This window comes from Aquimarina macrocephali (assembly GCF_051627225.1).
Taxonomy (GTDB): domain Bacteria; phylum Bacteroidota; class Bacteroidia; order Flavobacteriales; family Flavobacteriaceae; genus Aquimarina; species Aquimarina macrocephali.
In genome coordinates this window covers 2,680,596-2,703,544 of record NZ_CP151795.1, presented here as the reverse complement: position 1 = coordinate 2,703,544, position 22,949 = coordinate 2,680,596, and the positions used below count along the sequence as shown (strand labels likewise).

At 33.0% G+C, this 22,949-nt stretch carries 9 protein-coding genes; 6 read left to right on the top strand and 3 right to left on the bottom strand.

Annotated features, from left to right (window positions below):
• Positions 1 to 6: 6 nt before the first annotated feature.
• Positions 7 to 3,495, top strand: a complete 3,489-nt coding sequence (locus AAFU52_RS11695; protein WP_438426500.1) for an efflux RND transporter permease subunit — start codon at positions 7 to 9, stop codon at positions 3,493 to 3,495.
• A gap of 85 nt (positions 3,496 to 3,580) precedes the next feature.
• On the opposite strand, the gene AAFU52_RS11690 is transcribed toward AAFU52_RS11695, so the two are convergent.
• The 3 genes from AAFU52_RS11690 to AAFU52_RS11680 form a co-directional block, all read right to left on the bottom strand.
• Positions 3,581 to 4,738, bottom strand: coding sequence for a hypothetical protein (locus AAFU52_RS11690; protein WP_438426499.1), 1,158 nt, complete (start codon positions 4,736 to 4,738; stop codon positions 3,581 to 3,583).
• 131 nt (positions 4,739 to 4,869) lie between these two features.
• Positions 4,870 to 6,744, bottom strand: a complete 1,875-nt coding sequence (locus AAFU52_RS11685; protein WP_438426498.1) for a tetratricopeptide repeat-containing sensor histidine kinase — start codon at positions 6,742 to 6,744, stop codon at positions 4,870 to 4,872.
• A gap of 68 nt (positions 6,745 to 6,812) precedes the next feature.
• A complete protein-coding gene (locus AAFU52_RS11680) occupies positions 6,813 to 7,541 on the bottom strand; it encodes a LytR/AlgR family response regulator transcription factor (RefSeq protein ID WP_438426496.1) in 729 nt (242 codons plus the stop codon).
• Positions 7,542 to 8,379: 838 nt separating this feature from the next.
• Here AAFU52_RS11680 and AAFU52_RS11675 point away from each other — a divergent pair.
• The 5 genes from AAFU52_RS11675 to AAFU52_RS11655 all read left to right on the top strand — a co-directional run bounded on the left by AAFU52_RS11675 (position 8,380) and on the right by AAFU52_RS11655 (position 22,878).
• Positions 8,380 to 10,809 carry a hypothetical protein gene (locus tag AAFU52_RS11675; RefSeq protein ID WP_024772443.1) on the top strand — a complete coding sequence of 810 codons (2,430 nt, stop codon included), beginning with the start codon at positions 8,380 to 8,382 and terminating at the stop codon, positions 10,807 to 10,809.
• A gap of 14 nt (positions 10,810 to 10,823) precedes the next feature.
• Positions 10,824 to 15,692 (top strand): fibronectin type III domain-containing protein, encoded by a 4,869-nt coding sequence (locus AAFU52_RS11670; RefSeq protein ID WP_438426495.1) that lies wholly within the window; start codon positions 10,824 to 10,826, stop codon positions 15,690 to 15,692.
• Between the two features lie 11 nt (positions 15,693 to 15,703).
• Positions 15,704 to 16,750 carry a hypothetical protein gene (locus AAFU52_RS11665; RefSeq protein ID WP_438426494.1) on the top strand — a complete coding sequence of 349 codons (1,047 nt, stop codon included), beginning with the start codon at positions 15,704 to 15,706 and terminating at the stop codon, positions 16,748 to 16,750.
• Positions 16,747 to 17,808 carry a hypothetical protein gene (locus AAFU52_RS11660; protein WP_024772446.1) on the top strand — a complete coding sequence of 354 codons (1,062 nt, stop codon included), beginning with the start codon at positions 16,747 to 16,749 and terminating at the stop codon, positions 17,806 to 17,808. The genes AAFU52_RS11665 and AAFU52_RS11660 overlap by 4 nt, the downstream gene beginning before the upstream one ends.
• A gap of 201 nt (positions 17,809 to 18,009) precedes the next feature.
• On the top strand, positions 18,010 to 22,878 hold the full coding sequence (locus tag AAFU52_RS11655; protein WP_438426493.1) for a hypothetical protein: 4,869 nt from the start codon (positions 18,010 to 18,012) through the stop codon (positions 22,876 to 22,878).
• Positions 22,879 to 22,949: the final 71 nt, after the last annotated feature.

Below are 22,949 nucleotides of genomic sequence, written 5' to 3'. Positions count from 1 at the left end.
CAATCTATGGAAGTTAACAAGAAAAAAGTAGATAAGGAATTTAAGTTATCGTCTTGGGCGATAAATAATCCAACTACTATTTATGTAATGATTGGCATATTCTTGGTTTTGGGGCTTTCTGCATATTTCTCTATGCCCAGAGAAAATTTTCCTGAAATCAATGAAACCAAAATTTACATTAGTGTTCCTTATCCAGGGAATACCGCAGAAGACATTGAACGTTTAATTGTAGATCCATTAGAAGACAAGTTAAAAAGTGTAAGTAACGTAATAGAGATTCTATCGACTTCGCAAGAAGATTATGCCATTATAACTGTAGAATTTGATGAAAAACTCTCTGTGCCTGCTGCTAAACAAAAAGTAAAAGACGAAGTAGATTCTGAAACAGCAAATGAAGACTGGCCTACTTTTAATGGCGCTAAAGTAGAGCCTAATGTTTTTGATTTGAGTATTTCTGAAGAAACTCCAATCATGAATATTAATATTTCGGGAGATTATCCGGTAGGTAAACTAAAAGAATTTGCAGAATATCTTGAAGACGAAATAGGAGATCTTAAAGAAATCAAAAAAGCAGATATTCGTGGTGCTCAAGAAAAAGAAGTAGAAGTCGCTGTAGACATCTACAAAATGATGGCTGCCAAAGTGAGTTTTGATGATGTAATCAATACCATCCGCAATGGAAACATGACTATGTCTGCAGGAAACATGATCGCTAGTGGACAAAGGCGTACGATACGAATACTGGGAGAAATTGATCGCCCATCACAATTAGACGACTTTGTGGTAAAATCTCAGAACGGAGCTGTATACCTTAGAGATATTGCTAAAGTAAGTTTTAAAGAAGAAGATAAAACTACCTATGCAAGAGAATTTGGTCATAATGTAGTGATGCTAGATGTAAAGAAACGTTCTGGAGAAAACATGATCGAAGCTGTAGAGAAAATAAATACAATTCTTGACGAAGCTAAAGAAAATGTGTTTCCAAAGGATTTAGAGATTACAGTAGCAAATGATCAATCTGAAAAAACTGAAAATCAAGTAAGTGACCTGGTTAATAATATCATTTTTGGTATTATTCTGGTCGTTGGAGTTCTGATGTTCTTTTTAGGCTTTAGAAATGCATTATTCGTAGGGTTTGCAATACCAATGTCTATGTTTATGTCTTTTATGATTTTATCTGCTCTGGGATATACGATGAACACAATGATCCTTTTTGCATTAATCATGGGATTAGGAATGCTGGTAGATAATGGTATTGTAGTAGTAGAGAATGTGTATCGTTTAATGGAAGAAGAAGGAATGTCTCGAATAGAAGCGGCTAAAAAAGGTATAGGAGAGATTGCATTTCCGATAATCATTTCAACTTTAACTACAGTAGCAGCCTTTGTTCCATTAGGAATGTGGCCAGGAGTTATGGGGCAATTTATGATCTATTTCCCTATTACATTATCGGTAGTATTAGGATCCTCTCTGTTCGTCGCAATATTCATTAACTCTATGCTGGTTTCACAATTTATGGAGGTTGGCGAAAAAGTATTGACCGTAAAACAATTAATTCGATTAAGTATCATTTTAGGAGGTATCGGGGTTTTTATACTAATTTTTGGAGGAGCCGTAAGTGGATTAGGTAGTCTTATGATATTTACTGCTGCTATGTTTTGGGTATATAAATATGTATTAAAAGGTGCGGCCAATTTTTTCCAAAAAAGAATCCTAGCTTGGCTTGAAAATAAATACCAACGCTTTTTAAGCTATGCTTTAAAAGGATGGAGAGCGTATGGATTTACCTTTGGAACATTCATTTTACTATTTGTAGTGTTTGCCATGTTTGGCGCTTCTATAGGAAAACAACGTACCAAAGTAGAATTTTTCCCGGATAATAAGCCGAATCAAATTGTGGTTTATGTAGAATATTCTCAAGGAACAGATATAGATAAAACTAATGCGATCACTAAGGAAATTGAGCAACGTGTTTATGCTGTCATCAATGAATCAGAATATTTAGAAGGTGAAAATCATAATTTTCTTGTAGAATCTGCAGTTTCTCAAGTGGGAGAAGGTGCAGGAAACCCTCAGACCGATGGGGGAAGTAATGCCGAAATGCCTCATAAAGCAAAGATTACGGCTACAATGAGAGAATTTAAATATAGAAAAGGAAAAGATTCTGAAGTGTTACGTCAAAAAGTACAAGAATCTTTAAAAGGAATTTATCCTGGTGTAGCTATCTCTGTCGAGAAAGACCCTGTAGGTCCTCCTGCCGGATATCCTATCAATATTGAAATCGAAGGTCCTGATTATGATGAGTTGATTACTATTGCAGAACAGATGCGTAATTTTATTAATGAAAAAAACATCCCCGGTATCGAGGAATTAAAAATTGACGTTAATAAAGGTAAACCTGCTATGCAAGTTGTTGTTGATCGTGAAAAAGCAGGAGGATTAGGAGTTTCTGCCGGCCAGGTAGGTAATCAACTTCGTCGTTCTATTTTTGGTGAAAAAGCAGGTGTATACAAAAAAGAAGGAGAAGATTATGATATCTATGTTCGATTTAATGAAGACAACCGATACAATACCAGTGCACTCTTTAATCAAAATATTACCTTTAGAGATCCAGCTTCAGGGAAACTAAAAGAAATACCTGTTTCTACCGTAGCTTCACAAAAAAATACTTCTTCATTTAGTGCTGTAAAACATAAAGATACTAAGAGAGTAGTAACGGTATACTCTGGTTTACAACCAGGATTCACTGATGCAGGAGCAATTGTATCTCAGATTCAAACCGAGATGGCCAGTTTTATAACGTTACCCAGAGGAGTGAAGATTGATTATACAGGTCAGATAGAGGAACAAGGTAAACAGATGGCTTTCTTAATGGGAGCATTTTTCTCTGGATTGGGACTTATTATGTTGATTCTAATATTTCAATTTAGTTCTATTTCTAAACCTACCATTATTATGATTGCTATTTTCTTGAGTTTTATTGGAGTGTTTGGAGGTATATTAGTTACGGGAGCTTCTTTTGTGATTATGATGACAATGATGGGTATTATTTCATTGGCAGGGATTGTTGTAAACAATGGAGTAGTTTTACTCGATTATACACAGTTACTGATAGATCGTAAAAAAGTAGAACATAATGTACTGGAGAAAGAACTACTACCTAATGATGAGGTAATGAAAATTATTATTAGAGGTGGTAAAGCGCGTTTACGACCAGTATTATTAACAGCAATTACTACTGTATTAGGATTAATACCACTAGCTATCGGATTCAATTTAGATTTCTTCTCCTTATTCAGTACCGGAGATCCCAAAATATATCTAGGTGGTGATAATGTAATTTTCTGGGGGCCACTAGCCTGGACTGTTATCTATGGATTAATCATAGCTACATTTCTAACCTTAATTATTGTTCCCGCATTATTCTTTATTGTACACCGAATAAAAGTTAGATTTAGTAAAAAGAAAGTTGCTGTAGTTACTGCAACAGTATAATATTTTATAAAATTGATTACAAAAAAACGTCACGGGTATACCGTGACGTTTTTTGTTTAGTTCTCATCCCTAAATATTATTTATATTATTTAACGATTTTTGAGGTAATGTTAAGTTTTGCTGACTCTAATAAATCATCAATTCCTTTATTATATTTTATACTGGGATAAAATACTGCAGTTGTTTTATACGTTCCTTCTGGGTAGTCTCTAGAATTTACAGTTACTGACACGTCTCTGCTTTCGCCAGGTATTAATCCTCCTGAAGGCAAAGTTCTACGAGATGTAATCACTCTGGTAGGAGTTGTAGGCTCTTGATTTTCATAAGTAGTAGCTTTTTCATATTCGAGTAAATGATTTCCTTGATTAATCCACTTTGTAACCGTAAATGTTTCTGAATTACCTTCTGTCGCATCTGGGGTTGTAATAGATACTGTTTCTATTCTAATAGGATTTACTACATCAACAATTACTGTAGTGGTTCTAAGTTTATCATTATTTTTATCCTTAACTGCTAATATAAAATTCTTAGGATATTTAAAATCAATACTTGCATTTCCTTCAGGATATTCTATATCCATATCTACAGGTGCTACAGAAGAATCCTGAGTATAAAAAAGTTTTGTTCCATCATAAGTAATAGTAGGTATTAACTTTGTGAAATCTGTTCCCACAGGAACAAATAGATATATTTTATCTAGTCCGGTATCTTCAATAGTTCTTGAAATCGTTATATCATTTGGCAAACTTGGGTTTTTATTCTTTTCGAACATAAAGCCTGTTATCTTTAAAGTTTCGGGTATAATTGGATCTTCTTTTACAATCCTAACATTATAATGAAGTAGCTCTTTCTTGTCACCAATGGCAGCATTAATCGTATATATATTTATCTTTTGATCTTCATAAGACAGTCCAATCTCATTACCAGGAGAAATACTAAACTTACTCAGGTTAAGTTCTGCTGATGTTATGGATGCACTTACATTATCTAAAGTGGTTGTACTAGATACAGTAATTTTAATTTCTCCATATTTTACTTCTTTATTTTCTACAATCTCTGGATCAACAATATTTATTTCTTTGTATTGTATTCCAAATAGTGGGAAACCCTTAAGCTTTCCTTCTTCTATAGTAATCTCTGGTGTTAGAATCGTAGAGTCATCATCACTAGAATTACAGCTAATCATAAAAAATACAGAGAAAATAACACTTCCTATATTTGATAATTTTATAATACGTCTCATTGCTTGTTTTTTAAATTTATCAAGCAAATCTATACTCCCTCTATATTGTTTCTAAATTTATATGGTATATCGCACTCTTTACTTGGTGAATGTATTAAAATGCAGGGTAAAGCTGATTCGTTTTTCTAGTATTATGTGGCAATATTAAATGCAATGGTATAGTAAGCTCCAGGATTAGAAATAATATGTATTGATCCATTAATTTGTTGAGTTAACCCTTGTATGAGTTGCATCCCAAGAGATCGGCTGTTTTCAATCTCAAAATCTTCTGGAAAACCAACTCCTGTATCTTTTATGGTAAGGATACATTGGTCTTTATCCCTAGAAGCCTCTATACTAATTTGCCCTCCTTGATTATCCCTAAAAGCGTGCTTAATACTATTGGCAATAATCTCATTAACAATTAAGCCACAAGGAACCAGATAGTCCATATCTAAATTAATATCTTCTATCTCCCTATTTATAGTTATGTTTCGTTCAGAAAGGTGATAACTGGTCTTGAAATGAGTTAATAAACCATCTAAATAGGTTTGCAAATTAATTAAGGATAAATCATTAGACTTGTACAGTTTTTCATGAATAATAGCCATTGCTTGTATTTTGTTCTGAATCTCTTGAAAAATCTCTGCAGCACTTTTATCCTCACTAAATTTATGCTGAAGACTTAACAAACTAGATACAATCTGCAAGTTATTTTTCACCCGGTGATGCACTTCTTTTAATAGTATTTCTCGATCTTTCAGGGTTTGAGATATTTTACTGTTTTTTTCTGCAAGGATTCTATTGGTTTTTTGTTTGTTTTTGTAAGCATACAATAGTGTTACTAGTACTATTATTAATCCTGCTAATCCTGCTATCAATACAATTTGTGTAGTTTGCTGGTTTTCATTTTCTAAAACCTTTATTTTATTTTCTTTGGTTAGTATTTCTACTTCTCTTTCTTTACTTTCCAAATCAAATTTGGCTTGTATCTCCCGGAGTTGCTTATGTTTTTCCTCTGTAAATAATGAATCTTTAACTGCATTGTATTTTAATAGATATTCATAGCTTTTTTTATATTCTTTTTTCCTGTTAGAATACTTATGAAGTGTCTGGTATACTCTTGATAATTGTGGTAAAGCTTTTGTCTTTAATGCTGCCAACAATGCTTTATCGTAATAAGATATTGCAGTTTTAGTATTTCCAAGTTTATCGTAGATATCTCCCAATGTTAAATATGCTAATGTAATATCTTCAGAAGATCCTCTTTCTAATCGAATCTGTAATGCCTTTTTAGTATGTTCTAAAGCTTCATTAAAGTTTTTTTTCTCTATATTTATTTGGGATAGATTATTATATCCCGATATAACGACTTCGGTATAATTTGTTTTTTCAGCAATACTAATAGATTCTTTTAATATATTTTTGGCCTTTGCAAACTCTTTTTGACGCATATACATTTCACCAACAGCACCCAAAATATGAGCTCTAAATTCTTCGTTTCCAATTTTTTTAGATAATGTTAATGCTTTATTGTAATATACTAATCCATTCTCATCATCTTTCAATCTACAAGAATATAAAGAACCTATGTTACCCGTTATTCCCACAACAAAATTCTCTTCTTCTAATGTTTCATAGATCTTAAGTGCTTTTAAATAATAATCCAATGTCTGGTTATAATCACCCATTTTTACATAAGTCACCCCAATATTTTGATAACTCTTTGCAACTCCCAATTCATATTCTAACTTTTTTGCGATCTCCAGCAATTTTTTATTACAAAACAATGCCTTTTCATGCTCTGATTTAGCATTATAGAAATTCCCCATTCTTAAATAAAAAAACCCGGTATCCTTTGTATAATCATCCTTCACCAATTCTAACCCTTGCTTAGCATACTCAAGAGCTTTTTCTATTTCTGTCTTACCATATATATTGACTAATTGTTTATAGGTTTCTATTTTTTCTGCTTTAGAACCTGTCATTAGTTTTTGTTCTAAACTATCAGTTTGTGCAATAGTCATTGAAACAAAACAAAACAAAAAAAAGAGACAACTATACCTCTTAAAAAAATGCACTATTCTCTTCATATTTATAGAATATCCAATCGTTCTAATAATTGACTTTTATATGCTTTACTTACCGGAATATTTTTATCCCCAATAAAAACAAATCTGTTTTCTATTTTATCAATTTTGTCTAATGCCACAATATATGATCTATGAATTCTCAAGAATTTATCCTGTGGCACTTTTTCATAGAACTCTTTCAAAAACATATTTACCACAACCTTTTTATTCCTGGTGATAATTTGAGTATAATTATCCATGGCTTCTACCCATAAAATTTCATCTATTTTAACACGTATAAGCTGAGATTTATCCTTAATAAATAGAATGTCTGATACTTTATTGTTTGGAAGCACAATTCTGGAGCTTTTGTTTTCGAGTTGTTTTTGCAAAGCTATTTGAAGCGTAAAAGACAACTCTTTTACATTAAAGGGCTTTAATATAAATCCAAAAGGTTTGGATTGTAAAGCCTCTTTAAATGTAGCATCATCTCCATTAGCAGTAAGAAAAACAATTGGAATTTTATATTTCGAATAAATATCTTCTGCAGCTTCAATACCATTTTTATCTCCAGAAATATTAATATCCATTATAACAATATCTGGCATAGTTTCTACGCTATATTTCATTGCCTCTTTATAATTACTTGCAATCCCTACTATAACATAATCTAATTTCTCTAAACTAATTTTAATATCTAATGCAATTGAAAACTCATCTTCAACTATTAATACTTTTTTGTTCCTTACCATAAAAATAACTCTCTTTGCCTTAGGCTACAAAGCTATTTAAATACCAACCTGTTAGTATTAAAAAAGTATTAATATTTTACAAGATTAGCAAGGCAAATTACAATCAATAAAAATTCACATATTTTAAATAAATCATTCATGGTCCTTGTTGTTTTATTCGCATAAACTTATTTGATCCCTAAATATTAGCAAAATCAATATGGTTAGTGGTGTAGTTTTGATGGTGAATGAATCTAAAAAAGAGGTAGGGAAATTTCTATTACCACAAAACAGTATTCATAATTAAAAAAACGGCTTCTATACTTTCGTATAAAAGCCATTTAGGGGAACATAATTTTTTTCACTCCTGACTAAACTAAATATAAGTGAGTTTGTATTTATACATCAAAATTAGGAATTCTTCTCCCCTAATTGATTTCACTTTCTTGCGATAATTATGTCACTTTTTCACATTAACTATGTTTTAGTAAATACTTAGCAATCTCAGCCTTATTTTACCCAAAATGAATTATCATTAACAATTCAGGCTTTTACTTTTTACTCATTTTAGGGAATCAAAACCTCTTTTCTTTTAAAAAAAATATACCAGTCTCAAAAAATGAGACTCATGCGTAGTACAATTGTACTGTTTATCTATAGAACATCTTGAACGTTTTACCATAATTGTATTATGGTCATAATCTTTAATTTATATATGTTCTTAGCATTTATGTATATTACAATACACTTATAATGTAGTCATAGTGTGCCATAAGCTAGGATATTGAATATTAGAAAATTCTATTGGTGAATTGTTAAAATTGTATTAATTTCGTTATCCCAACATAGCTATTACACATTGAAACTAAAACTACTCATCTTTTTTCTGGGCTTTACTTTAATTGCTTCAAGTCAAAATCTGGAGCAAATAGGTAAGGTTCCCCTACTTCGATTTAATGGTGGAATTTCTGGTAATGGTGTATTTTATGATGGTACTGCAAATCGAGACCCTTTTACTTATTTCGTAAATGGTAATCTTAATTTCAATATTAGTGGTGTCTATAACATCCCTTTATCCTTTTCATATACCAATCAGGATTTTGGATATAGTACACCTTTCAAAATAAACCGCCTAAGTATCCATCCTTCTTATAAATGGGTAGCAACCCATATAGGTGATGTTTCTATGACTTTTTCTCCATATACACTAAGCGGTCATCAATTTACAGGAGGAGGAGTTGATCTTACCCCCAATGGACCTTTTAAAATAAGTGCACTTTATGGTAGATTCCTTAAAGAATCTGAATATAATCCAGAAACTCCAGAAGCAATACCTGCTTATAAACGAATGGGATTTGGATTTAAAACCTCTTACGCATTCGAAAAAGCTTCAATTGGACTTATATTTTTTACTGCAAAAGATGATGAAACTTCGATTCAAAATTCATTTCCAATAGAATTAGAGTTAACCCCAAAGGAAAACGCTGTGGTAAGTGCAGAAACCAATTTCACAATATTTGAAAAAGCCAAAATATATTTAGAATACGCAATTTCGGGAATTACTGAAGACACTCAGGCGTTAGAATCACGAACATCAACAGGAACTCTTTCTTTTTTATTAAACGAAAATTTAACCACAAACTATTACAATGCGTTAAAGGCTCAACTTGACTATCCTGCAGGTAATGGTTCTGTTGGTGTTGGGTATGAGCGTATTGATCCCGGTTATAGAACTTTTGGTGCTTATTACTTCAACAATGACCTCGAAAACATAACTTTAAATGCTTCTCAAAGCATCTTTAACAATAAAGTTAGTCTTAATGTTAATGCTGGTCTTCAACGAGATAACCTAGACGATACTAAAAGCTCAGAATTACAACGCATCGTAAGTGCAGTTAATATTACATACACAAGTTCAGAAAAACTTTCTATTAATGCCGGGTATTCTAATTTTCAATCTTATACTAATATTCAGAATCAATTTGATTTTATTAATGAGGTTAATCAATTTGATAACATAGATACACTTAATTATCGTCAAATATCTCAAAATGCAAATCTAGGGATCAATTACACGCTAAAAAAAACAGAAAGTAAACAGCAAGCCGTTAATCTAAACCTTACCTATCAAAACTCTGACAATAAACAAGGTGGAACAACTATAGAGAACGGATTATCAAAATTTTATAACGTTGCTTCGGCATACACTTTGGGTTATCCCAAAAACTCACTTAATTTTTCGTTGGCTGCCAATGTTTCATATAATACCGTTGGAGTAACCGATAATCTAACTTTAGGGCCTACACTTAGCGCTACCAAGTCTTTTTTTGACAAAAAACTAAGAACTAATTTCTCTAGTTCATATAATGCTGCGTTCAATAATGGCGAAAAACAAAATGATATTTATAATATTAGATTAGGAGGTAATTATTCTTTTTATGAAAGTCATAACCTAAATCTAAACCTACTTTCACTATTTAGAAATACAAATACTGGTAATAATACAGATTTTACAGCAACTTTAGGGTACACATATACCTTTGACACCTTTAAGATAAAGTTCAAAAAACGCAATAGAAAACTTTTGAACGAAGAAGATATAGCCAAGTTAGGTACATTACAATTTAGATATCGCTCTGTAGTCTATAGTGGTACTATCCCAGAAATCACAGAGCAACTTACTAATGTAAAGAACAGTTCAAGGTTCTTAAATATCCCTCAAGAAAAACAAGGAGATCTAAATTTCTTGTTCGCTACAGTAAAGGAACAGACAAAACCAGAACTGTATAAAGAAAAAGCTTTAGAGTTTTTAGCAGTACTTTATAGCTATGAAGATTTCTTAAAAGCGTACGATACTATACTCTATGAAGTTATAAAAAGTTTGAAAGATGATATGCAGTTTATTGATTTTAAGCTTGAACGAAGTTTTGTAAAAACCAAAATAGAATTGGATGAACTTAAAAAAGAGTCTCCTGATCATATAAAAGAAATAGAAGAACTTAATAAAGAACTTGATAACAGGCAGAAGAAATTAGTAGGTCATCGATGGATGAAGAAAAAATTCGATAGGTATACCAGCATTGAAGCGGTTAAAAAACCTGATGATCTGATCGCTGCATTTAAAAAGCGTGAAGCACAAAATGCTTTTAAGTTATATGAAGAAGAAGAAAAAGATGTTAAAAAAATTAACTTATATTTGGAAGTCCAAATCATTGATTTCTACTACCATAAGTCACTTGAAGAGGTAAATCCTGATAAGTTCGAACTTAGATATATAGATAAGATTTAAAACCAACTTAACCCATGAAGAAACAGTTACACTTTCTGTTCCTTATTGCACTTTTTGCATTACAAGGTATACGATCACAGACTTTTCCGGTGACATTGTTACCTCAGCCAATACCGCCTGCTCCTATTTATTTCTCTTCATATGCAGACGTATCCTCCACGAATAGCCCTTTACGACTTCAGATCATTTTAAATGACCTCTCTGTTGCAAATCGTGAGATTAGGTTAAAAACTTATTTTGAAGGTAATGGGATTGCTTTTCAGAGTAAAGATGTTGTTATAGGCGCACCTTCTTTATTTATAGAAGGAGGTATCCCGCTAACATTAACCAATGTAGAACTTGCTCCTTATTTTGCCTTTGAAAATATCACTGGGATATCACCTACAATTTATGGACAATCTATACCAGAAGGTTCTTATCAGTTCTGCTTTGAGGTTTTTGACTCACTTACCGGTGCACGTATATCACAAAAAACCTGTGCAACAACATATATTTTTCAGAATGAACCACCATTATTAGTTACTCCTTATAATCGGGATGATATTACCGAACAGAACCCATTAAACTTAATGTTTCAATGGACTCCGAGACATATCAATGTAAGTAATGTACAGTATGAATTGAGTATTGTAGAAATATGGGATCAAACTATAAACCCTCAAGCCGCATTTTTAGCATCTCCTCCATTCTTTCAAACTACAACAACAAACACTTCCTATTTATACGGACCTGCAGATCCTCTATTTTTACCAAACAAACGATATGCATGGAGAGTACAGGCAAAAGCATTAAATGGTGCAGAAGAAATAGGGCTATTTAAAAATAATGGTTTTAGTGAAGTTTACTGGTTTAATTATGTGGCACCATGTGACACTCCTAATAATGCACGACACGAAGTAAAAGGGGCGCAACAAGCAAACATATTATGGGATGACTTTACTACCGATGTTCCAGAATTTATAGTTCGCTATCGTGAAAAAGGAAATAATAATGAATGGTTTTTTTCTAGAACCAGCGGCAATTGGATAACACTATGGGACTTACGCCCTGGGACAACATATGAGTACCAGGTAAACAAAAAATGTCTTATTTCTGAAAGTGAGTACTCTATCTTACAAACGTTTACTACACTAGAAGAAAGTGATGAAACCAGTCTTATCGACTGTGGTATTTCTCCCGATATGAATATCGAGAATATGGAACCACTAGAACAGCTTTTACCCGGTAATATATTTAAAGCTGGTGATTTTCCGGTTAAGGTAATAGAAGCCAATGGAAGTAATGGCCGGTTTTCTGGTAAAGGATATGTCTCTTTCCCTTATTTTAAAAACATCAAAGTAGCCGTAAATTTCACAAATATATTTGTGAATAATGAAAGCCAGCTTGCAGAAGGTACAGTCGTAACAGTGTATGATCCCAGCTGGGGAAACATTCTTGATATTGATGAGGTCATTGATGTTGTAGAAGATATTGCAGATGTTGTAACAGGCGGTGATAACACCGAAATCCCTCAATTGGATTATGATATCGACACTAATGATATTAGCATTACCGATGGACAAATTATCATTACAAAACCAGACGGCTCTCAAGATACTTTTGATTATGATGAAGGAGATACGTATACCATTACCGATGCTAGTGGAGATGAATGGACTGTAGATGATAAGGGTAATATTACCCAGACTGGTCAGGGAGATCCATCTCCTCCTTTAACTTCAAATAATGCAGATGGTATCAGATCAGGTACTCATGGTGGTACTGTAGATGACCCATATGTTGATGCGATTACAAATGATGTGGTTAAGGTTACTTTTAGAACAGATAGCGATACTCGTTTTGCCTTGGATCAGGTTAATAATGATTATGAAACCTCAAAATATCCTAAAATAAATGCTTCTGCCGGTGAATCCTATTATCCAGCCCATAAAGCAGCCGTGCAAGGAGAGGATGATGTGTTTTATGCAGATATAGAGATTAGTGATGCCAAAATAAACATTGATAGTCTTATTATAAAAACAGTAGAAAACAAAGCAATAAAACATGAGAGAATAGTAGGCACAAATACTTATAAAATAACTGTACCTGGTGCTAATCCTTATCGTACCGAAGAATGTGTCGTTACATATTTAGATACTGCTGATAATAAATATAAAATAGCTGCAAGTTTCTTTGTTCATCATATTAAGAAACATACAGAAGTACCTGTGCAAGTTGTAACCGTAAATGGCGGAAATGCCATAACCAACTTCGAAGCAGAGTTAAATGATATTTTTGGCCGTGCCGGTGGGAAATTTAAAGTGAAACCCGACGTAATCAATCTTACCATTACACAGGATTCTTGGGATACCGGTGATAAAAATGGTATCATAGATTATGACGGAAGCGGACTATTATCAGATTACCCGACCGAGCTTAAGAATATTTATCAGGAATTCAAAAAACAATATCCAGATTACGACTCTAGACAATACTTCATTTTTGTACTTGGAAATGAGTTTACGGTTTCTAAATCCCTAAGTGGTTTTATGCCCAAAACCCGACAATGGGGATTCCTTTTCGAAAAACACATGGGTGACGGTTTAGAGAAAAAAGATTCTGCCCTTAAGGTAGCTGCTCATGAGCTAGGTCATGGGGTATACACTCTAGCGCATCCTTTTGGAGAAAATCCAGATAATTCTGGACAGGCCAATACCTGGTTAATGGATTATGGCAATGGTACAGAACTAGGCTATCCCAATTGGGCAACTATGAGCGATCCTAGCCTAAAATTATACTTGTTTCAAGATGATCAGGATGGAGAACTTGCCAACAGAACGTGGTTAACTCCAGACTGGAAGCCTTTTAGATTTGATCAATCAAACGTAATTACTAGTAGAGCTAATTCTGCACCCGTCACAAAAGGGAGCATTCCTGGGGTTTATTACGACAGCAAACATTATATAGCATCCTTTGATGGTACAAAATTTATTGGTTATGTTCATAAAAACTCAAATGACGTTTTAAAATTAGAATACAAAACACTCACAAATACCGATGAAATTTTTCTTTACAGAGATAATGGTCGTTGTGGTTCGGACTCTTATTACAAAACCACTTGGGAACATGTAAAAAATAAACCAAATTTCAAATTCACGGACAATTCTGCAATGGAATATCAAGGAATTATTCCTTGTAGGGATAAAACTTCTAATGACGGGAGTAGATGTGATAGGTTTGATTATTTTGACACCTCTAATCAAGATGATTTAGCTAAAATGAACAATTATCAAAATACGCTAAACGAATATTTAAAAAATGCCTTATCAAACATACCTCAATCTTCTAAAAATGAAGTAAGAATGAAAGGAGTGTTTAATCACATTCAATTCCCTAGTACTGTATCTTCAATAGTCAAAAATAGTGAGCTTGAAATTTTAGAAGATAAACTACACTTACTCACATATAAAATGCCCGATACATATGTTGTAGTTTCATTTATACAAATTGAAAATAATCACTCGCTACAAAATAATCAAATTAACGATATAGCTATACGATCAATTGAGCATAATGAATCCTTGATAGGTAATAAAAAAATAGTCCATATAATCGTCCCATATTCTAATTATGAATCAATATTTGGAGTAGGTTTTTTTAATAACGATAGCTGTTATAATATTGGATATGGAGAAAGTCAAAATGGTATCGTAACTAATAACTCCACTTATCAGCAAAAATCAAAAATTTCTCAAGGAATTCTTGAAATTTTTAAACAAATTGAAAAACCATTATTCATAAAAAGGTTTTACATAAAAGCAGATGGTTCCATGGCGGAAACTGCCTTAGGTAAGGAAAAAACAGCTGGATATGATGCTATAAATGTTTTACAATTTTACAAATCAAATTACATCTCTCAAATAGATAATTTACGTAGCCAAGCAATTGGAGTTATATCTCAATTTGCTCATGTAAACTCTAGCGATGAAAACCAAATTACTAATCTACTAAATCAATATAAATCCATAAAATCTCAAATCAAAGATCTATATCTAGATGCTGATTCCAAAGAGGTTAATCTTGATGTCATAGGGAACAAATCTACTTGGAAATATCATCAACCGACCAATTTAGGGAAGCTTAGGGAAGTTTATATTCCTAACCAAGATGTAACTCATGCATACTTTTTAAGTCAAACTGCATATTTTGGTTTTGGTCAAAATTTCAATATATACTTTGGGTTTAATGACTATCTGAACCCCGATTTACATTTCTACAATTTTGACAAATTCACTGTTTTTGATCCACTTGTGTATGGACTTGCTGATGGTCTAAGTTTAATTCCGGTACCACCACTCGACTCAGCGGGAGATGCTCTTGGGTTCATCTATGCTTCTGCCAGGGGGGATTTAAGTAAAGCTCCGTTTTATGCATTAGGACTTGCGTTACCTGTTGGGGCAGGATATCTTAAATTAGGATCAAATGCAGCGCAAGATGTTTTTGTTGTTGTTGCCAAAAAAACAGATGCAGGAGAAGTTATTTTAAGGAGTAGACTCAAAAACGCAGTTAAAGCAGATGAAGTTATAGTAACTACACCTTTAACTACAAATGCAACAAAAGCAGATGAAGTTGTTAATCGTCTAAACTCATCTGAAAACAAACAGAAAATTGCTAAATATTTCGATGATGCTGCTAAATTAAGTGATGATCTTTTCGCTTTCTTAACACCTGCTCCGGCAGGTTGGACTGATGATATGGTTAACGCTTTTAAAACAGAATATGAACAAGGGAGTAATGCTTTTAAGGCAATCTTCAATGTTACAGATCAAGCTAAAAAACTAGAATTAGCAAATTCATGGAAAAGATTACGAAGTAAATTTCCTGAAAGACCATTTTGTAAGTAAAAAATATGTCAATGAAAAATCTTAAAAACTATATAGTTTTATTGCTAATACTATTTTTTAGTATAAGTACAGTTTCAATTGCACAGCCCTCCTGTCCTATTGGTGGTTTAGCAAATGATTTAACCGACAAACAACTAGGACCAGCTGTAAAGGAGTTTATAGATAATAATGATGGCATTGGATCATGGTTATTTCTGTTTGATGCATTTCAGCAAACAAGAGTATTTACAAAAGATGTTCCTACATTAAACAAAATTAAAGGTTTATTAAATGATGTAAATTTCAAAAATAAACTTGGAGACAATTGGGCCGATGAACTAAGTATTGTTTTAGAAAAAAACAGAGTGTTGCATTGTAATGCGGCTGGATCCGCTACAGGATTATCCAGATATTTCTCTAATATGGATGAGTTTTTGGATGAGTTCAAATATTTAGTTGATAATTTTGATATTTCGCAAGGAGGAGCCAATCAATTTTATAGATGGGTTAAACGCATTAACTTAAATGGATCGGCCATGGCAAACCCTAATTCTCCCATAATTGCCGAAATGTATCAAACTCTTTATTTGTTAAAAAAACGGGGATTTAAAGGTGGTGACATTAGATCCTTCGGTGGAACGTTCGCTGTAGGAAGTAATAAATATGACTTACTTACCCAAGCAAATAAATATATAGAACTTAAAAATGTAAATTTTGTAGACTATCCATTAAAAGGAAACGCTCATGTTACTCAACAGTTTGTAGAAGGGTATTTAAAAAATATTTCAAGTTTTGACAATTTTGAATTTGTAGTACACTTTAAAAAATTAAATGCACATGGTTGGGCGAACAAAACTACCGCTTTGAGTAATATGAAAAATCAATTTAAAGAATTTATTAAACTCAAACCGGATGAAACTTTTAATGCTATTTGGGGTAATCAAAATTTAAGAACAAGTCTTTTTGGTGCTATTCCAGCAAATCAACTCAATATATTAAAAAATAGTAAAAAAACAGTTTTTAATAATTGGGTAGACACTTTAGATGATAGGCTGTATAAATTTATAAAAATTGAATGATGTATAAATTAAGTCACACAAACAAAAATGTACAATATTATTATGTAAATGAACAGATGTTACACTATTCTGATCATCTGTATTATAATTTTAAAAAAATTTCTGGAGAAAACATCATTGGAGGAAGTTTATTAGATCATAATCATATTATTGTAAATAAAGAAGAACGACAGCTAATCATAGATACTAATTTAATAACAATCCAAGAGTTTTCAAATGATATCATACTTTTTGACACTTTTATTAAAACCCCAACAAATAGAATTGCATCAGTAAATACGATATTTAATGATGATGGGAGCATTGTTTGTAATTGGGTTCTTTTCAATTATACTACAAATAAGGTTATTCAAGATTTTAGGATCAAAACTAGTTACTGTGTTCCTGTTTATATCAACGAGAATATCATTGTTTTTCAAGATATGAACAAACTAACATCTTATAATATCCAAAACGGAACTGTTTTATGGGAATTTAGCGATGAATCTTTAGCAAGTCATATACTAGGAACATTTAATAATGAAATAATATTACCTACTACAGCGAACTCGATTTTGACATTAAATGCTCATACAGGAGTAAAGGAAAAAGAGTGGAAAGAAATTCCCAAAATCAATATAGGTTCTCAAATAGAAGGAGTTATACCAGAGCCTAGTAGTTTCGTTTTAGATATAGAGAATAAAAAACTTATTGGAGCTATTGGAACCAATTATATTGAAATAGAACTAGATACAAACAAAATAAAGCATATAGATCTCATTGAAGAACTTCAAAAAAGTAATATTTTTTTTATAAAGCAGATCACAGACAATCCCTTTACAGAGACTCATTTATTCTTAACGGCCATGATGGAACAAAATAAAAATGATGAAAAATGGTCTTATGATTGTTTATTCGCCTTAAATAGAAAAACTTTTAAAATAGATTGGAAATACAATTTTGAAACACAAAATTTAGGCACACATACTCCTAAAGCATCAAAGAATCATTTATATCAATTAGATAATGACGGAACTTTATTTGTATTCGAAAAACAACTAGAAAACACCTCTGTCTAAAAATTATTACTAGCATAAGTGTTGTCTTATTCTCGTAAAATTAAGAGAAAAATGAGCATCCAAAAGGATATTCATAGTAAACAAACCCACTTTTGCAAAGTCTTCAAACTTTGCTGGGTAATCAAAAGCAAAAAGTCAAACAATAAAAATGACTAAAAAAATAAAAACATTAAACAATAGTAAAAAGTAAACCAAAATAGAATGAAAAACTACCATTTACTCTTACTTACCCTGCTCCTATCGGTAGCCTGCTTTGCCAATACTGGTAAAGATTCGTTATCGGTTGCTAAAAAGAAAACGGCATCGTCGTTATATAAAAACCCGATAGCCAAAGGACTAGACTCGCTGGCATTACAGCGATTAGCTGCTTTTAAAGCAAAACGGATAAAGGATCAGGCGGGTAGTGCCTATGCTTTACGTAAATACAATACCAAGCAGTTTCGGTCTTTTCCAGAATTAGAAACTCCATCGACAGGTGCTCCTACCGAAAATTTCTTTCAGGGATTAGCAGAGTTTACCAAAGATTATATCAAAAAAATCTATAAACCTACTCCAAAAACAGATTCTTTGGTCAGTAAAGCCAAAGAACTATTTAAAGAGATAGAAAAGCAGGAAAATTTCATCAATATCATCAGTGGTAAAGAGTTACTTCAATTTCCTGTTGGAATCAAAAAACAAGTATCCACAAATTCATCAATTACCATTGGTATTGTAAAGGCCAAGTTACATGCTAACTATTCTGAAGTAGATTTATTTGCAAAACTTACATTAGGTGAATTAAGCACCGAATTGTTTTTTGGAGCTAATAATGTAAAACTATCTCATGAAGGAGGAATTTATGGTGAAGCACAATTAAACCTGTTAGGTGATTTTCCGATAGGACAAAGTGGTGGACAATGGATTATCACTTTTAAAGGAGGATTAGAGAGTGATGGTAGTGCTACAAAACAAACGTATATCACCATCGATTGTACGGGTAAAGTAAAAGAAATAGCGCTAGAAGCCGATGTACGAATCGCTAAAACGGTGGCAATTCCATTAAATGATGATGGTACCAAAAAATTTCCGGGAGAAACAAAACCACAAGATGGTAAAAACCCTGCCGGTAATGAAAGTTATGTAGGAGCTAGTTTCAGTTTTGTAGCAACCTCGTTACAAGATCTTTTAATCGAACTGGATTTACCAAAATTCGAACTTAAACCTTTACCTGGGTGGGCGTTCAAAATGCATGATGTAGTATTGGATCTTAGTGATACCAAAAACTCACCACTAGTAGATTTCCCTAAAATCTATGATGAGCAACAATTAATCCCTTCAAATCAAAAAGAATTATGGCGTGGCTTTTATGGTAATGAAGTAAGTGTCACTCTGCCACCAGAATTTCAGATTACAAAGTCTGAAGAACGTATTTCTTTTGGAGCAAAAGGTTTACTAATCGATAACTTTGGAGTATCTGGGAACTTTTTTGCATCTAATTTATTTAATATTAATGAAGGAAATGCTGGTAAATGGCAATATTCACTAGATTCTGTAAATGTAGATATACAGGTCAATCATTTTATCAAAGCCGATTTTAGCGGAGAACTAGTACTCCCAATTAGTAAATCCGATTCTAGTAGTAATGGAGCTCTGGGTTACAAAGGATTGATTACTGCAGATCAACACTACAGCGTTCGGGTAGAAGTAACAGAAGATGTAGATTTCAATATTTTTAAAAGTAAAGCAAAGCTATTTCCCGAGTCCTATATTAAAATGGAGGTAGAGAACGGAAAGTTTTATCCCGAAGCTAACCTCACCGGGCTTATGGCCTTTAATAAGGCTCAAAAAGATTCTCTAAATGCCATATCATCACAGGATAAAGATAGAGATGTAGACGATATAGAATCTCTTAATTTTGATGGTCTTTCCTTTCAAAATTTTAAAATTCAGACAAAAACACGCCCCTACCTCTCTATAAAATACATGGGATTCAAAGACACTATTGCACTGCCCAAAATTGCAGGGTTTCAATTAGGGTTTTATGATATCAAAGCAAAAGTATATGAAGATGATCGTGCAGAAATAGGACTTAATAGTTATCTCAATCTCGATAAATCAGGGATCAAAGGAGATGTTAGGCTTCGTATTATAGGAAAACTAAAAGAAGGAGATTATTTAAAATGGCAATTCGATAAAATTGAAATCGATGAAGTTGAAGTTGATGTAAAGCGTAAAAACTTTGAATTTTATGGTAAACTTGCCTTTTTTAGGGATAATCCAATATACGGAAAAGGACTATCTGGTAAACTTAGACTATATGCCGAAAGTCTGAAAATCGAACTCGAAGCTAAAGGAATTTTTGGACGACAAGACGATTTTAGGTATTGGTATGTCGATGCTTTTGGCAGACCGCTTTCAAGCAAGAGTGATAAAGCCTTAAAAATCCATGATATCGGTGGTGGGGTCTACCATCATATGCGAAAAGCAGGGATGGATGAACGTGCAGAAAGCATGTCGGGAATTTATTATCGTCCCGATATAGATACCGAATTTGGCTTTAAAGCTATGGCCGCTTTTGAGGTAAAAAAATCAGCAACCTTTACAGGGTTATTTGCTATCGAAATGAGTTTCAACAGCCAATCTGCTGGTGGTGGAATCAGCAGGCTTGGATTCTATGGTGGTGCAGCATTAATGACTTCTGGTGGTAGCAGTGGTGGTGGTAGCGGCGGTAATGCTCCTTTCGGGACTGTAGATGGTATGCAAAAGAAATTAGCAGAAAAAGAAAAGTCAATCAGTAACTTCCATGAGATGTCCATTGATAAGGAAGGGATTAAATATTTTGCTACAGAAGTATTTCCGAATATCTTAACCGGTAAAGAACAATTTGCTGCGCAATTAGCTATCGATTTTGATTTTAGAAATGATACCTACTGGGGGATGTTTGATGTATTCCTTAATCTTGGTCAGATTAGAGGTGCCGGAGAGAAAAACAGATTGGGATATATCGAATTTTATGATGCCCCCGATGATTGGTACATCTATATTGGTACTCCTACCAAGCGTTTTGGTGTAGCTGGTATTCCTATAGGACCATTTGATGCCGCATTTGACTTGTACTATATGACGGGAACAATTCTTCCTGATCCTGCATTACCAAAACCCGAAGTGATTGATATTTTGAACCTAAGTGGAGATGAGCTTCTTTTTGGCAGAAACTTTAATAGTCAATTAGCACAAGGTACCGGGTATGCTTTTGGAGCATATGTAGAAATAGGAAAAAGTTTTGATTGGGGAATCATATATGCATCGGTAAGAGCTGGTGTAGGCTTTGATTTTATGATCAAAGATTTTGGAGATGCGCATTGTAAAGGAAAAGCAGGGCCATTAGGTATGGACGGATGGTATGCCACGGGGCAACTCTATGCATTCCTACAAGGAGAAATTGGTGCTCAAATCAAAATTTTTGGTTTCAGAAAAAGAATACCTATTCTAAAAGCGGGAGTAGCCGTATTGGCACAAGGCCAGCTACCAAACCCTTGGTTCGTAAAAGGTTATGCCGGTGTAAAAGTAAGAATATTAGGTCTTGTAACCGTGCAGGCTCGACTTAAAGTTACTATTGGTGAAGAATGTGAAATTGTAGGTAAAACAGGGCTACAGGAAGTCGTCATTATCTCTGATATTTCTCCAGAAAACAACAGTGACAAAGTAGATGTTTTCGAAGCAGTTCAAGTTGCTTTTAATGTACCTATTGGCGAAGTTGTAGAAATCAGTGATGATTTAGGTTCAAAAAAATACCAGGTAGAACTTAAAGAAATTACAATAAAAGAAGGATCTACTACTCTTGCAGGTGAACAAGTATGGAACAGCAATAAAGACATAATGATCTTTGAACCAGACGATATTTTACCTCCTGAGAAAAAAATAACTGCAACGGTAAAAGTACAATTTAATGAATATAAAGGAGGCCAATGGGTAGCTGTTCTCGAAAATGGTCAACCAATAGTAGAAGAAAAAACAGTGAACTTTACTACTGGCAAAGCTCCTACAAAAATCCCATATAAAAATATCGAATATATGTACCCAATAGTGGATCAACGCTATGTTCTTCCTAAAGAAAGTAATACTGGATATGTACAGTTAGAACGCGGGCAAGATTACTTATTTGGTACAGAAGGTTTTAAAGACGAGTTGTTCTTTATTACCGAAAATGGAAAATCCACGAAAACCCAGTTTTCTTACGACACGGCAAATAACATATTAACTTTCAACCTTCCTAAGTTGCCTAATGAAACAGGAGTTGTTTATAAACTAATAACTTCAAAATTAGGTTCAGAGAGCAATGATGGTAGTACTTCAGAAGAAACTTATACTAATGTAAGTGATGATGTATCTATTTCTCAAAATACACTTACAGGAAATGCTTCTACTAATGCTTCTTTAACACGACTAGAATTCAATTTTAGCACAAGTAGATTTAATACCTTCAAAGAGAAAATAAGGGCAATGGATATAACAGACTACTATACTTTTATGGATGGTTCTTCTAATGCCGCACAGATGGAACTAAGAATTGCGAGATTCGAACCATTTGATGTTAATGAAGTATTAGGTACCCGATATAGTTTAAACAAACCTTTAATGTCTGGTGTTGGAATGAAGTCTGATTATTATTATGAAAAAGAAATTCATCCTTTACTCTATCAAAATTATCCTTTGGATACTAATATTCGGGTAAACAGAGATGAGAATGTTTTGGGAACACCTCCTATGAAAAATATTAAGCCTTCTCTAACATATAGTGAATATGTACAAAATAATCCAGAGAACACTTATCTAAAAGAACGTTTCCCTTTTCGATGGAACCTTGCTGCGGCATACAAAGAAGATTTTGTACATCTACAATATGTGATCGTAAACAGGTATCTAAATACTAATCCGATAGATACTAATGCTTATCAAAAATATAAATATATCATTGATGGTATATTCCCATATATTAATGTAGAAAAATACCAGGTAGAGTTTCAGTATGCACTGCCAAACAAAACATCTGGTAACAAAATTAAAGTAGATTATAAAAATTATTTTTAAAAGAAATGAGCATAGTTAAGAACTTCTATACCATAGAAATAATTGCTATGCGATTACATCTAACAAAAGAA

What these genes read in the sequence shown, in the direction of transcription:
- AAFU52_RS11695 (WP_438426500.1), top strand. Translation starts at nt 7, where the DNA reads ATGGAAGTTAACAAGAAAAAAGTAGATAAGGAATTTAAGTTATCGTCT.
- AAFU52_RS11690 (WP_438426499.1), bottom strand. Translation starts at nt 4,738, where the DNA reads ATGAGACGTATTATAAAATTATCAAATATAGGAAGTGTTATTTTCTCT.
- AAFU52_RS11685 (WP_438426498.1), bottom strand. Translation starts at nt 6,744, where the DNA reads ATGACTATTGCACAAACTGATAGTTTAGAACAAAAACTAATGACAGGT.
- AAFU52_RS11680 (WP_438426496.1), bottom strand. Translation starts at nt 7,541, where the DNA reads ATGGTAAGGAACAAAAAAGTATTAATAGTTGAAGATGAGTTTTCAATT.
- AAFU52_RS11670 (WP_438426495.1), top strand. Translation starts at nt 10,824, where the DNA reads ATGAAGAAACAGTTACACTTTCTGTTCCTTATTGCACTTTTTGCATTA.
- AAFU52_RS11665 (WP_438426494.1), top strand. Translation starts at nt 15,704, where the DNA reads ATGAAAAATCTTAAAAACTATATAGTTTTATTGCTAATACTATTTTTT.
- AAFU52_RS11660 (WP_024772446.1), top strand. Translation starts at nt 16,747, where the DNA reads ATGATGTATAAATTAAGTCACACAAACAAAAATGTACAATATTATTAT.
- AAFU52_RS11655 (WP_438426493.1), top strand. Translation starts at nt 18,010, where the DNA reads ATGAAAAACTACCATTTACTCTTACTTACCCTGCTCCTATCGGTAGCC.